This window comes from Providencia manganoxydans (assembly GCF_016618195.1).
GTDB classification, from domain to species: Bacteria; Pseudomonadota; Gammaproteobacteria; order Enterobacterales; family Enterobacteriaceae; genus Providencia; species Providencia manganoxydans.
This window is the reverse complement of sequence record NZ_CP067099.1, coordinates 2,488,921-2,502,374: the sequence shown is the minus strand read 5'-3', so window position 1 is coordinate 2,502,374 and position 13,454 is coordinate 2,488,921. Positions and strand designations below refer to the sequence as shown.

Sequence of the window (13,454 nt, the reverse complement as noted above, 5' to 3'; positions counted from 1 at the left end):
AAAAAATCTGTTATGAGTCAATGAATTCGTAATTATCATAACGGTTACAGTGCCAAAAGTAAAAAAATGGCTAATATCTTATTGTGGCACCTCTAAAAATGAATAAATAGTAATTTATTATAGTTAATAAGAATCAATGAATAATACCATTCATTAGTAAGATTTTATTACATTCTCATCATTATCACTGAAACTATTAACCAAACCCAATGTATAACAACTAATGAGAGTGCATAATTAAATAATTTTTTTGTACCATACCAACGTTGATGCATATTGGTAATTGTTTGTTTTTTAGGAAAAAGATATTGTAATGCAAAATCAAAATGAGAGCAGTCATCCTGTTGATATAAAACTTGAAATAATTGATTATCAAACCATAGTCTAAAGATATAATAGTGGCTAATAATAAAAATAATGCTATTAACAAATAAATATACCCAGTTATCGAATGAGTATATATAGAGAATGAACTGACAAATAAAGGCGAGCAATGATGCACTTGCTAAATAACGCCAACTTGATGTAAAAATAACCATGACATTGCCGCATTGCCTATTAGATAAATTATTCATGGCATTCTCCTATGTGAATGATATTTCTGATACCAATGATTTAATTGTTCAATAGTTGCTTCATTTAGGATCACTTTCGGCCTTACTTGAGTCACAATTTTAATTGCATCATCAATCGTTTTTGCTTGATGCTGATGGACTAACCAAGCGATAACAATCGTTGCACTGCGTGAATAACCTAGTTTGCAGTGTACATAAATTGAACCACTCTTCGCTAATTCATCCATGGTGTGTACGGCACGTTCAATATCTTTCGCGCTTATTGGTAACAAATCTATTTGTGGTTGGCTACGGTAAATTAAATTTTTGCTATAAACATTGCGTGGCCACTCGCAAGTCATGTCGAAAACGGCTTGTGTTTGCAAAGGATAAAGCGGACGTCCTCCTAAAATAATATGCTCGCTGACTTTACTGGGTTGTCGACATGCGCTTGCATAGTAATGATAGGTACCAATAGCGATGAGTCGATATGGGAGAAGTATTATGTAAGCTGATGGAGAGAGCCCCCCTTCAGGGGTTTTTTGGAACACTGAAGCACCCAACCCTAGGTATCCAAGGGTGACCAATAGGAATGTAATAGCAGGCCATAATAGTATCCATGCTCCTCCTTGGAAGGTAATGGCAATAAATAAGCAGATCAAAGCCCCGATACCATAGTTAATCGATATTTTTAAACTACGTCGGCTGCCGGTGTAGTGCCAGTGCCATTGGCTATCAATAGGCAATAGATAACTAATGATAACACCCACAGCAAAGCCACTGATGACATCAATAAAATGGTGTTGCCATGTGGTAAGGACAGAAAAGAGTATTAATAATGACCAGCTATGAAGTATCCGATGCCATTTAGCGGGTAGATGAGCTCGGAAACGTAGCCAGAGCAGCCATAATAGGATGATATGTAATGAAGGAGCTTGATTGTAAGGAAGGTCGAACATCTCAAGGCGATCAAACATCCATCCAGTAATGTGGCTTGTTTCAGGTCTAGGGAAACTAAATTTTAACGGAAATAGTAAAAAACCAATGCATGCGGCTAATGATCCCGCAATTAAACGTAGCGCATGGATAGTTTGTTCACGTACTGAGGTGCATATGAAAAGGGATAAACCATAGAAAAGGTCAATACTCCAATAGGGGATAATAGTCCAAGCTAGAAATGGAATATGTTTTTCCCATGAATAAACATAGGAAGAAACTTGGGACAATGAAGCCGTGTAGGTATTGACTTGCCCATACGTGAGGAAGAAAAAAGGGGCTAAAAAGATTAACCAAATAAGACCGTATAACCAAATTTGTCGCCGAGATGCGGAGGGCAATGGTTTATGTAGGGATATCATTCGGTTACCTTATTTTTATCACTATTTATATGGTTTGTGATTCATTTAATGCTAATAAATTATCGTAGTGATTAGATGGCAAAATAACCATCTAATCCAACGTTAATACAGCGTATTAGCAGCGCCGAGCAATAGATACGGTAAATATACCCCAGCTATCAATTAATTGATTGAGTTTTTCAAAACCAGCTTCTTTAATGAGAGCATCCATTTCACCTTGGCTACGGCAGCGCATAACCCATGCTTGGCCGCCTTGGTGGCTTGGCAGTACGCGAGCAATCATTTCAACTTGAGGGTGCCATGGTTGACACGTATAGATGAGAAGCCCACCGGAAGGTATGGCACGGGACAAGCCATTTAATGAAGCACGGATCAGCTCATTGCTTGGGAAAAGTTCATACAATCCACTGACGATCCCCAGTGTAGGCGCTGGCGTTACCGCAGCAAGATCATCAGCATCAAAGGCATTACCTTCTTCAAAGCGGGCTTTATCTTCAAGGTAACGTTCTTTGATCTGCAAGCGGCCTTGTTCAACATTGATTGTGCTGTAATCACGTAAGAGGAGTGACTCAACTTTGCCATAGTCGTTGATAGCATCAAAAAGGTATCTGCCTTGGCCTGCGGCAATATCTATGATACGAACAGGCTGTTGATTGTCATGGAGATCGCGGATGGCTTGTCGAATGATATTTTCAATATTGGTTTTACGCTGACGTATACCTTGCCAGCCAATACTGTTGAGATATTGTCTATCAATGATTCGGCCAAATAATCCATTACCTTGTGCTTTATTGCGATAGATATAATCGAGGGTCGAGCCGGAATCAAAGCCTTTATCATAACCGATGCGTACACCTTCGGAAGTTTTTCCTAATGTACTCATTAGTTTACCAAGGAGCTTATAACCTATATTTTTAGGGCACCAAATAGGCATTGGTTTAGTGAGTTCACGATAAGCATCAGCACTGACACTCCATGTATCTTCATATTGGTAGTCATGTTGGTAACGGGGTAATGAAAATAATTTGCCAATGAACTCACGGATCTTAGCGATTGGAATATGGCGCTCTTTCTCACCTAAAGTGTCATGGTAAAAATTAGGTAGGATATGTTTTTCTTTGATGGGGGTGTTCAGCCGTGCATAAAATTGGTGTTGAGGTTTGTGGTGCACCACATGATCACTACCTGAAATAAATAATTGTGTAGGCAGAGTGATTGCACTCGCATCAGAAACAATTCTGTCAGCTGTTTTGTAAAGTTCGAGCAGAATGTTAACGGCAATAGGACGTGTAATTAATGGGTCGCGATTGAAAGAATCAATGCGTTGTTGATCATGAGTTAAAAATTTAGCTTTTACGTAGGAGTTCACGTAAAACAATCCACGTATTTTTTGCATCAGCGCTAATCCACTACGAGCAAAAGGAACATAAAGTTTTACTTTAAAAGCAGGGGATGCTAACACCATACCTCTAATGGGAGGCGCATAATCATGTACCCAAGTAGATACGAGGACCGCACCAACACTTTGACCAATAACAATGATATTTTCTAACGGTATTTGATATTGCGTAGAAACATAACGAACGAATTCATCAACATCATGTACAGAGGTACTGAGTGATGGGCTATAACCTCTAGGGCCATCATTACGACCGTGCCCACGGGCATCCCATGCAAACATGCTATAGTCAGGTAACTCTAATTCATCAACCAAATGAGCGACCCGCCCTGAATGCTCATGGCCACGATGAAACAGTATAATTGCTTTATCACTGGGTTGTTCTGCGGGCCAATAGCGGTAAAACAGTGAAGTACGATCACTGGTAGTGAATTGTGATTCAATAACAGAGCGTTGTGTTAAATAGTCTGTCTGCACGTTCATAGTAGTTCCTTAATATGAATGATCATCCGTTTTAGCGTTGAGCTCAATCAGCGCACGACGAATACGGTTAAAGCAGGTATAAAACAGCAACAAGGACAGAAAGATAAATATGAGAGTAAACCAATAGGATGTTATCCACTGTGGAAAAATCGACACGATAAGCCCTATAGCGCCAAATACAAAAGCACGATCACTTTTACCGATAGGCCCATCGTAGCGGCGCGAGGCACCAATAGCTTGTGCGATAACACCAATAAATTCAGTGAAAAGAGCAAGTACTAGAATGAGCAAGATCAACCAAAAATCATGTGGAAATAATAAGATAAAGGGTAGGTACAATGCGATATCAGAAATGACATCTCCAATTTCATTTAAAATTGCGCCTAGGTCACTTTTTTGATCGTGTTCACGCGCAAGCATGCCATCAATTGCATTGAGCGCCATACGAATAAACAAAATAAAGGGTAATAATATAAATAGCTGTGGATACGGGAAAAGGAGTAGTAATGTTCCTACTATGATGGACAATAGCATTGCAGCAACGGTTACTTGATTAGCGGTTACATTTGAATCATAAAGCTTTTGTACAATAGGGCGTAACAGGCTCTGAAATTTAGGTTTCAGATCATAGATTGTCATTTATTCATCCTTGTTATTCGCAACAGCAATACATCAAATATACTTTTAGTCATTCAAGATACGGTTGGGCGATAAGTGCATGAATCGCTGGGAGGTTTGCATTAGTCGATGACTAGTGTGAGTGAACGTAGTCAACAGCCCTGTAACTTGAAATATAGTAAGTATCCAACTATATCAATACGCTATTATTACTAAGCTGCAATAAGAGCTATCCTAAGTTAATGATGTGGTGACAGTGTCACTTTTTGTGAAAATAAAGATACGAATAATATTGAATTATCAAATATGCTATTAAATATGGCATCTATATGATGCAGCTAAAGGTATTAGAGAACGAATAGGCCAATCTACTCGCTACTAGGTATACAGCAAGTTGTTGTATTTTGCATTGAAGTATGGCGACTACGCCAATCGCGTAAGTCACCGTATTCTCTGTGCCATTACAGCTTATTTAATTATTTTCTAGTTACACTAGGAGCTGTTTTAAATATAAAAGAAAATAATCATTGTTTATATTTCGATAGCTTGGTCTTCAATAAATGACGTTTTAGCAATATTAAGGCGCATTCGTTTAAATTGACTCGGCGTCATTGTGGTCATTTCTTTAAATTTACGACAAAAAGCACTGTGATCGGCGTAAGCGCATTTGATAGATATTTCAGTGATAGAATAATCCTCCTCAAGCAATTCAATAGCATGCTCAAGTCGTTTCTTTTGAATATATTGCTGGGGAGTTATATGAAATATGGCTTTAAATTGGCGGTTGAGTTGTGATAAAGATAACCCAGAAATATCTGCGAGAGTGGTTATTTTTATCGGTGTATCAAAGTATTGACTAATATAATGTTCTACTTGGCTTAATTGCTTATTTAATTTAGGGCTAACAGACTTTTCATCTTGCAAATCGACAGAAATTCCTGCAACACCAATGACTTGGTTGCATGTGTTAAATATAGGTACTTTAGTCGTGACACACCATCCTAATAAACCTGCCTTATAAAGATGTAATTCTAATTTGTTAATGACGCTAATTTTCTTTTGCATCACAAGATAGTCTTGTGAGCTATAGCTTCCACCTAATTCAGCATGAAAAATATCTTCTGCCCGTTTACCAATTACTCCATCAATAGATTTAATTTTACAGCGTTTTGCTAGGTTTTCATTCGCTAGAAGATATTTAGCATCACAGTCTTTAACAAAGAAAGTAACGTTAGGTAATGTATTGATTAAAGGCATGACTAGCCCAAGGTGATTTAAAAGTACGTCAATATTATCAACGGGAAACAGCATATTCTCCTGACTAATCAGTAGCAATTTATTTAAATTAATCATGCGGCCTCCTAGAAATTCAACATATTTAATCAGTTATCTTAAATATTTTTAAATTGTGCTGAATTACGCATCAGTGTGCACGAAAGATATCAAGATCCTTTAACAAAAATCAAGCATTCTGTTAACAATTAATGTGGCAGAGGACGCAATATGCACAAGCGCTATACAAAAATCGAAGTAATTGATTCACACACAGCAGGCGAGCCAACACGCTTAGTGATTGATGGTTTTCCTGATTTGGGCGATGGAGATATGGCTTCTCGATTAAAATGTCTAAAAAATGATCATGACCAATGGCGTACAACTACCATATTGGAACCACGTGGCAACGATATTTTAGTTGGGGCGCTACTTTGCAAGCCGCAAAACCCACAAGCAGCGGCGGGAGTCATTTTTTTCAATAATGAAGGTTATCTAGGTATGTGTGGGCATGGCACTATTGGCCTCGTAGCCTCATTATCTTACTTAGGTAAAATCACGGCTGGAGAGCATCTTATTGAAACACCGGTTGGTGATGTTAGGGCTACACTCCATGCTGATGGCAGCGTTAGCATTCAAAATGTTTACTCTTATCGTTATCGTAAATCAGTCACCCTTAATGTACCGGAAGTTGGCGTGGTAACGGGAGATATTGCGTGGGGAGGCAATTGGTTCTTTTTGGTTGAGCAATCCCCTTTAGCTATTGACTATCGTAATGCTAAGGCACTAACCGAGGTATGTATAAAGATAAAGAGTGCATTGGTGGAGCAAGGGATCTACGGAAAAGACGGTCAGGAAATTGACCATATAGAATTGTTTGGCAGTTACGAGAAAGCCGATAGTCAAAGTTTTGTGTTATGTCCTGGTGGTGCATATGACCGTTCACCTTGTGGTACGGGAACCAGCGCTAAACTGGCCTGTTTGGCCGCAGATGGCAAACTAAATGAAGGTGCCCTTTGGCATCAAGCGAGTGTAATCGGTAGCCAGTTTGAGGCGAGCTACTTATGGGCTGATGGTAATGGCATCATTCCAACGATCCGTGGAAACGCTTATATCAGTGGTCGAAATACCTTATTGCTTGATGAAACTGATCCGTTTTGTTGGGGGATCACGGTATCGTGAGGGTATAACATGGATAAAAAACATTCTGTGGTTGTCATCGGTGGCGGAATTATTGGATTAAGCATTGCACTGACATTGCAAGCGGATGGCACTGATGTCTTGTTAGTCGAAAAAGATCATATAGGCGCAGGAGCCTCATTTGGTAATGCGGGGCATATTGCAACAGAACAAGTTTTTCCTGTTGCTGACCCTTCGATTTTGAAATCTATCCCTGGAATGTTATTCGATCCCCTTGGGGCACTGCGTTTGGATTGGCGTTATTTACTGAGATTAACACCGTGGTTATTACGTCTGCTTGGTAACATGCGACATAAACCATTTACACATATTCATCATGCGTTATCTGCAATTAATGGTGTTTCTTTAGAAGCATGGCAATCATTTAGTGAACAATGGCAATTAGCTGATTTAATTAAGATTGAAGGCTCTTTACTGGTCGCAGAAAAAGCCTCATCACTAGAAAAATTACGTAAACATGGTGAATATCTCAATTCGATAGGTGTCACCAATCAGCTATTAACCCAATCACAGTTGCTTGAGCGTGAACCTACATTAGCACATAACCAGTTGGGGGGACTGTTTTACCCTGATACGGGGCATGTGGTCGATCTTAAACAGTTACACATCAAATTAGTTGAGCATTTTTCACGTTTAGGTGGTGAATTACTCACCGAGTGTGAAGTGACAGCAATTAATGCACCAAGCAATGACAAAGTGGTGTTAACCACATCGCAAGGCCAAGTCGTAGCAAAACAAATAGTGATTGCTGGTGGCGCATTTTCTAAGTCCTTAGTCAGTATGATCAGCCGCATTCGTGTACCACTTGAAACAGAGCGTGGCTATCATTTAATGCTGCCTAATGAAATAGGCCGATTAAACGTACCAGTATCAAGTATTGATAGACGTTTTATCATGACACCTATGAATGGCGGATTACGCCTTGCCGGTACAGTCGAATATGCAGGCTTGAAACGACCCGCAAATATGCAACGAGCGCGTCATTTCCTACCGCTTGCTAATCCAATGTTAAATACACCATTAAATAATTATCAATCTACAGAATGGATGGGATTTCGTCCAACGCTTGCAGATTCTTTACCCGTCATTGATAAAAAAGGGCCTTATATTTTTGCTTTTGGTCATCAACACCTAGGGCTAACTCAAGCGGCAGTGACTGCAAAAATTGTACAAAGTTTGTTTCAAGGGCGATCGACTCCAATCGATTGCTCTCCTTATTCGATTGAGCGTTTTCTTTAAGATTTCAAGGAGTTTTATATGAATTTTCATGGCATTGTTGTCCCTATTGTTACACCATTTCACAGTGATTTTTCATTAAATGTGAGTGGACTGGCCCAACTGACTGAAACTCTTATTGAAAAAGGTGTTTCTGGTTTAGTGGTATGTGGTACGACAGGGGAATATTACGCGTTAAGTGAAGCCGAGCGTGAAACGGTTTTAACGACCGTCAGTAAAATTGCTAAAGGTCGCGTAACCCTGATAGCGGGTATCAATGATTTATCTACTGAAGGCGCAATAAAGCGTGCTGAGCAGGCAAAATTATTGGGTTACGAAGGATTAATGTTATCGCCTCCGCCTTATAGCCTACCTGATCAGCAAGGTGTTATCGCCCATTACGAAACAGTGGCTGCGGCAACAACACTACCAATCATTATGTATAACTTCCCTGCACGTATTGGTATCGAAATTGAATATGACACCGTGGTGCATCTATCGAAGGTGAAAAACATTGTTGCCATCAAAGAAAGTAGCGGTGACTTTAGTCGCGCTTTACGTTTACTGCAAACCCAATTTGATAATTTTGAAGTGATTTGTGGTTGTGATGACCAACCCGTCGATTTTTTCTTCTGGGGAGCTAAAAGTTGGATTGCTGGCGCTGGCAACGTATTTCCTGCTGAACAAGTTGCGATTTTTAACGCTGCACAACAAGGCGATTGGGTTAAAGCGAAACAAATTATGTCACAGATTTATCCAGCTATTTATTCGATGGAATCTGGTGATTATAACCAAAAAGCGAAAGCGGGTTGTATCAAAGGAACCGTCGATGTCGGGCCAGTCAGAATGCCATTATCCAATATTTCATCACAGCAGAAACGTGATTTTCTTGCCTTAATCAAATGAGGAGGGAAATGATGAAAATAACAAAAGAGCAGGTATTTGAACGAGCTAAAGGCGGCCAACTTTGGGCTGGCTGCCTTATCGAAAATTATCAGGATAGTGGTGCAAAACTGGAAAATCGTACCCCTATTGATGATAGCGTGATCGGTTATATCGCTGATGGACAAGCCGCCGACGTTGATGCTGCGGTTACAGTAGCGAGAAATACTTTTATTTCAGGTGATTGGAAAAATTTATCGCCTCAGGAACGTAAACAAGTGATGTTGCGTTGGGCGACTTTAATTGAACAGCACAGTGAAGAGCTTGCGGCTTTAGATTGTGTCGATGCAGGCAAACCAATCACGGAATGCTTAAATACAGACATGCCAGCAACCATTGAAACATTCTATTGGTATGCAGAAGCGCTAGATAAAATGTTTGGCAAAGTGGCGCCCACTGGTCAGCAAGAGCTTGGATTGATTGTTCATGAGCCTATCGGTGTAGTTGGGGCAGTATTACCATGGAACTTCCCCGCACAAATGTTTGCTTGGAAAGTCGCGCCGGCCTTAGCAGCAGGGAACTCTGTAATAGTAAAACCCGCCGAGTTAACCTCTCTGAGCGCGTATCGTATGGTTGAACTAGCTTATGAGGCAGGTGTACCGAAAGGTGCTCTGAGTCTAGTGTGTGGTTTAGGCGAAAAGGTCGGTGAAGCCATTGGCCGCCATGCGGATATTGATATCGTTTCATTTACAGGCTCTACCGAGGTAGGCCGTTTATTTCTTAAATACTCTGCCGAAAGCAATTTAAAAGAGATCGTATTAGAGTGCGGAGGTAAGAGTCCACAAGTCGTGTTTGCCGACGCCGATCTTGATGCTGCGGTTCCACATATTATGGCCGCTGCATTTTGGAATATGAGTGAGAACTGTAGTTGTGGGTCACGCCTGATTGTCCATGAAAGCATTCGCCAATCGCTATTGGATAAATTAATCGCTGCAAGCACCAGCTGGAAAGTCGGTAATCCAATGGATGATTCAGTGTCTATCGGTCCTATGGTTGAAAAAGCGCATTTTGAAAAAGTGAAGTCATTTATTGATGTTTCTATAAAGGAGGGCGCAAAAATTGTCTCTGGAGGAAAAATTCACAGTGAATTAGGCAGCGGTTGGTACATTGAACCGACCATTTTCGATAATGTGACCCCAGAGATGTCATTATTTAAGAATGAGGTGTTTGGTCCTTTGCTTGCGGTATCCACTTTCTCTACCGATGAAGAAGCTATTGCATTAGCCAACGACACCCATTATGGATTAGCGGCTTCTTTCTATAGTCAAAATGTGCATCGTGTTATGAAAGTTGCCCGTCAAATTAACGCAGGTACAGTTTCTGTAAATGGGTTTAGCGAAGGTAACATCACCACACCATTTGGTGGATTTAAGCAATCAGGGTTCGGAGGTAAAGATAATGGGCTAGAGGCCTTCGAACAATATACACAGACAAAAGTGATTTGGATTATTAATCATTAATAACTCGATAACCTGAATTTGATGAATTCAGGTTTTTTTTACCCTACAAACAGACAATTACAATAACGAAGGAGTACTCATATGGAAGCCATCGTGAATACGCTCGTTGGATACATTTGGGGTAATGCCTTAGTGATTTTATCACTAGGTGTTGGGTTGTACTTTACATTAGCTACACGTGGTGTTCAGTTTCGCTATTTAATTAAAATGGTTTGCTTACTGAAAGAAAATAAAGCCTCAAAAGAAGGAATATCATCATTCCAAGCGTTTTGCCTCGCATTATCCGGTCGTGTTGGTGTTGGTAATATTGCAGGGGTGGCGACAGCCATCGCCGCTGGTGGTCCGGGAGCCATATTTTGGATGGTAGTCATGGGCTTATTAGGGGGTGCAAGTGCATTTATTGAATCAACACTGGCTCAAATATATAAACAGCGTTCTGATGGGCAATATCGTGGTGGCTCGCCTTATTACATTGAAAAAGGGTTAAAACTCAAACCGTTTGCTATTATTGTGGCGGCAGTAATTTGCTTATCATATGGCGTATTGGTGCCGGGGATCCAAGCCAATACCATAGCCGATTCTTTTCAAACCTCATTTAACATTCCACCCATGGTAACTGGTGCGATCGTGACCGTGTTAATGGCTTGGCTGATTTTTGGTGGAGTAAAAAGAATTGCCAGCGCTGCTGATAAAGTCGTGCCACTAATGGCTGTCGCTTACATTATCATGATGGTGATTATATTAGGTAGCCACTATGAGAAAGTTCCCGCTATGTTTGGACTGATTTTCCGTAGTGCATTAGGGATGGATGCGGTATTTGGTGGCATTGTCGGTACAGCCGTTTCTTGGGGAGTACGTAGAGCGGTATTTTCTAATGTGGCGGGCGCTGGTGAGGCAACATTCAGCTCGGCAGCTGCGGAAGTGAGCCATCCGGCAAAACAAGGGTTAATACAGGCGTTTTCAATCTATATAGATACGGTTGTAGTGTGTACGGCTTCAGGGCTGATGATCCTCGTCACTAATATGTATAACGTTTTCCCTGATGGCGCTGCCTCTGCATTGGTTGAGCATGTGCCGGGGGTTGCTGCGGGAACTGCATGGACACAAATGGCGGTATCAACGGTATTTGAATCTGCGGGGTCTGGTTTTGTTGCTATTGCTGTTTTCTTATTCGCATTTACCACGTTAATGGCATATTACTATATCGCTGAAACAACGATTGTTTATTTAGATCGTAAGCTTAAATACCCTGTTTTAAAGTTGATATTAAAGCTAGTTTTCTTAGTCATCCTCTTTATGGGAAGTGTTCAGTCCGTGAGTATGATGTGGAGTTTAGGCGATATTGGTTTTGGTAGTATGAGTTACCTTAACTTAATTGCGATTGTTTTCTTATCTAAACCCGCATTGAGAGCATTACGTGATTATGAACGACAAGAAAAACTGGGTATTGACCCTGTATTTGACCCTAAAGTCGCGGGCGTTGAGAATGCTGAATTATGGGAAGATATTAGTAAAGAATACCAATCTCAACAACAAAACAAAGTGGGTAAAACAGAAGGTGAATTAACGACAGAGCAGAAATAACCAATAAGGAATTTAATTAAAAATGGCGGTGAGGGAGGGATTCGAACCCTCGATACGTTGCCGTATACACACTTTCCAGGCGTGCTCCTTCAGCCTCTCGGACACCTCACCGTATTTTTAATTTCTCGTTGTGGGCAAAATAACTTGTCCTACAACGGGGCGCTACTATAGGGAAAAGCGTGGCTTGCGTCAACTCCCTATTTATTCTTTTTTACTGTTTTATTGCTTGTTTAGCTAAATATAAAGCAGTTTGGCTATTATCTAATCTTGTATGATTAATTGATGGTTAATTTAAACTTCAAGCACTAATTTTAAAATTCGTAAGCTGCTTAACAAAATATCAATCGGAATGACTATCTATCATTCTATTCGCTTGAAAGTAAGACATTTTCATCACACTCTGTGGGTAAACATAAAAGGAGTTGTCATGAATATTCTATTTTATCATCCGTCTTTTGATGCTAACGAGTGGATAGAGGGCATGCAAACTCGCCTTCCACAAGCCAACATACGCCAATGGGTAAAAGGGGATAACCAAAAGGCAGATTATGCCATGGTTTGGTTGCCTCCTTATGAATGTTTAGCGGGGCGAAAAGACTTGAAAGGCATTTTTGCGCTTGGGGCGGGGGTTGATGCGATTTTAAAACAAGAGCATGAAAATCCAGGAACATTGCCAGCGGGTGTGCCATTAATGCGTTTAGAAGACACAGGCATGGCTCTACAAATGGAAGAATATGCAATGGCAAAAGTACTTTATTACTTTCGTCGCATGGATGAATATCGCCAATTCCAATCACAGCGTCAATGGAAACCGCTTCCTGCAAATCGACATGAAGATTTTGTGGTTGGTATTATGGGCGCAGGGGCACTGGGGCAAGCGGTTGCTAAAAGATTAGTTGAGTTTGGTTTTCATGTGAGAACATGGAGCCGAAGTGAAAAGCAAATTGATAAAGTCATAAGTTACCATGGGCAAGAGCAGTTAAGTGATTTCTTACAGGGGACTCGTGTCATTATCAACTTATTACCTAGTACGCCACAAACTGTTGGGATCTTAAACCAATCACTGTTTAGCCAGCTGCAACAAAAGGCTTATATCATTAACCTTGCTCGCGGCTCTCATTTAATTGAGCAAGATTTATTAGTTGCACTTGAATCAGGCCAGGTGGCTGGGGCGTCTTTAGATGTCTTTGCGAGTGAACCATTACCGCAGATGCATCCGTTCTGGACCCACCCTCGCGTTGCTATCACACCACATATTGCCGCGATCACAGTGCCCCAAGAAGCTATGGATATGATCAGCGATAATATTAAGCGAATTGAAAGTGGGCAACAACCTTTCGGGATAGTAGATATGGGACGTGGTTACTAA

Annotated in this window: 11 protein-coding genes and 1 tRNA gene; 6 read left to right on the top strand and 6 right to left on the bottom strand. The window is 40.6% G+C overall.

The annotated features are described in order from the left end of the window. Window positions 1-167 precede the first annotated feature (167 nt). From JI723_RS11170 to JI723_RS11150, 5 genes are all read right to left on the bottom strand, one after another. A complete protein-coding gene (locus tag JI723_RS11170; RefSeq protein WP_337979376.1) occupies window positions 168-575 on the bottom strand; it encodes a hypothetical protein in 408 nt (135 codons plus the stop codon). Next, window positions 572-1,912 carry a phosphatase PAP2/dual specificity phosphatase family protein gene (locus JI723_RS11165; protein ID WP_319065926.1) on the bottom strand — a complete coding sequence of 447 codons (1,341 nt, stop codon included), beginning with the start codon at window positions 1,910-1,912 and terminating at the stop codon, window positions 572-574. Before JI723_RS11165 ends, JI723_RS11170 begins: the two co-directional genes overlap by 4 nt. A 115-nt stretch (window positions 1,913-2,027) precedes the next feature. Further along, window positions 2,028-3,794 (bottom strand): bifunctional alpha/beta hydrolase/class I SAM-dependent methyltransferase, encoded by a 1,767-nt coding sequence (locus JI723_RS11160; RefSeq protein WP_272579751.1) that lies wholly within the window; start codon window positions 3,792-3,794, stop codon window positions 2,028-2,030. A 9-nt stretch (window positions 3,795-3,803) separates the two neighbouring features. After that, window positions 3,804-4,433: a CDP-alcohol phosphatidyltransferase family protein gene (locus tag JI723_RS11155; RefSeq protein ID WP_337979375.1), complete on the bottom strand. Its 630-nt coding sequence runs from the start codon at window positions 4,431-4,433 to the stop codon at window positions 3,804-3,806. Between the two features lie 510 nt (window positions 4,434-4,943). Further along, on the bottom strand, window positions 4,944-5,765 hold the full coding sequence (locus tag JI723_RS11150) for a helix-turn-helix domain-containing protein (RefSeq protein ID WP_337979374.1): 822 nt from the start codon (window positions 5,763-5,765) through the stop codon (window positions 4,944-4,946). 150 nt (window positions 5,766-5,915) lie between these two features. Between JI723_RS11150 and JI723_RS11145 the strand changes: the two genes are divergently transcribed. The 5 genes from JI723_RS11145 to JI723_RS11125 all read left to right on the top strand — a co-directional run bounded on the left by JI723_RS11145 (window position 5,916) and on the right by JI723_RS11125 (window position 12,085). Beyond that, window positions 5,916-6,866 (top strand): 4-hydroxyproline epimerase, encoded by a 951-nt coding sequence (locus JI723_RS11145; protein WP_272579754.1) that lies wholly within the window; start codon window positions 5,916-5,918, stop codon window positions 6,864-6,866. A 9-nt stretch (window positions 6,867-6,875) separates the two neighbouring features. Continuing rightward, entirely contained in the window at window positions 6,876-8,123 is a 1,248-nt protein-coding gene (locus JI723_RS11140; RefSeq protein WP_272579755.1) for an NAD(P)/FAD-dependent oxidoreductase, read from the top strand. A gap of 18 nt (window positions 8,124-8,141) precedes the next feature. Further along, the gene (dapA, locus tag JI723_RS11135) at window positions 8,142-9,005 is read left to right on the top strand and encodes a 4-hydroxy-tetrahydrodipicolinate synthase (RefSeq protein ID WP_272579756.1); all 864 of its coding nucleotides are present in this window, start codon (window positions 8,142-8,144) and stop codon (window positions 9,003-9,005) included. Between the two features lie 11 nt (window positions 9,006-9,016). After that, window positions 9,017-10,501, top strand: coding sequence for an aldehyde dehydrogenase (locus JI723_RS11130; RefSeq protein ID WP_140179329.1), 1,485 nt, complete (start codon window positions 9,017-9,019; stop codon window positions 10,499-10,501). A gap of 81 nt (window positions 10,502-10,582) precedes the next feature. Continuing rightward, window positions 10,583-12,085 (top strand): alanine/glycine:cation symporter family protein, encoded by a 1,503-nt coding sequence (locus JI723_RS11125; RefSeq protein WP_070929636.1) that lies wholly within the window; start codon window positions 10,583-10,585, stop codon window positions 12,083-12,085. Window positions 12,086-12,108: 23 nt separating this feature from the next. Here the strand turns inward: JI723_RS11125 and JI723_RS11120 are convergent. Next, window positions 12,109-12,196 (bottom strand) — tRNA-Ser (locus JI723_RS11120). A 316-nt stretch (window positions 12,197-12,512) separates the two neighbouring features. On the opposite strand from JI723_RS11120, the gene ghrA reads away from it, so the two are divergent. Further along, window positions 12,513-13,454 carry a glyoxylate/hydroxypyruvate reductase GhrA gene (ghrA, locus tag JI723_RS11115; protein ID WP_272579757.1) on the top strand — a complete coding sequence of 314 codons (942 nt, stop codon included), beginning with the start codon at window positions 12,513-12,515 and terminating at the stop codon, window positions 13,452-13,454.

Excerpts from the sequence above, each read along its gene's own strand:
- JI723_RS11155 (WP_337979375.1), bottom strand. The coding sequence starts at position 4,433 with ATGACAATCTATGATCTGAAACCTAAATTTCAGAGCCTGTTACGCCCT.
- dapA (WP_272579756.1), top strand. The coding sequence starts at position 8,142 with ATGAATTTTCATGGCATTGTTGTCCCTATTGTTACACCATTTCACAGT.
- ghrA (WP_272579757.1), top strand. The coding sequence starts at position 12,513 with ATGAATATTCTATTTTATCATCCGTCTTTTGATGCTAACGAGTGGATA.
- JI723_RS11160 (WP_272579751.1), bottom strand. The coding sequence starts at position 3,794 with ATGAACGTGCAGACAGACTATTTAACACAACGCTCTGTTATTGAATCA.
- JI723_RS11140 (WP_272579755.1), top strand. The coding sequence starts at position 6,876 with ATGGATAAAAAACATTCTGTGGTTGTCATCGGTGGCGGAATTATTGGA.
- JI723_RS11165 (WP_319065926.1), bottom strand. The coding sequence starts at position 1,912 with ATGATATCCCTACATAAACCATTGCCCTCCGCATCTCGGCGACAAATT.
- JI723_RS11150 (WP_337979374.1), bottom strand. The coding sequence starts at position 5,765 with ATGATTAATTTAAATAAATTGCTACTGATTAGTCAGGAGAATATGCTG.
- JI723_RS11145 (WP_272579754.1), top strand. The coding sequence starts at position 5,916 with ATGCACAAGCGCTATACAAAAATCGAAGTAATTGATTCACACACAGCA.
- JI723_RS11130 (WP_140179329.1), top strand. The coding sequence starts at position 9,017 with ATGAAAATAACAAAAGAGCAGGTATTTGAACGAGCTAAAGGCGGCCAA.
- JI723_RS11170 (WP_337979376.1), bottom strand. The coding sequence starts at position 575 with ATGAATAATTTATCTAATAGGCAATGCGGCAATGTCATGGTTATTTTT.
- JI723_RS11125 (WP_070929636.1), top strand. The coding sequence starts at position 10,583 with ATGGAAGCCATCGTGAATACGCTCGTTGGATACATTTGGGGTAATGCC.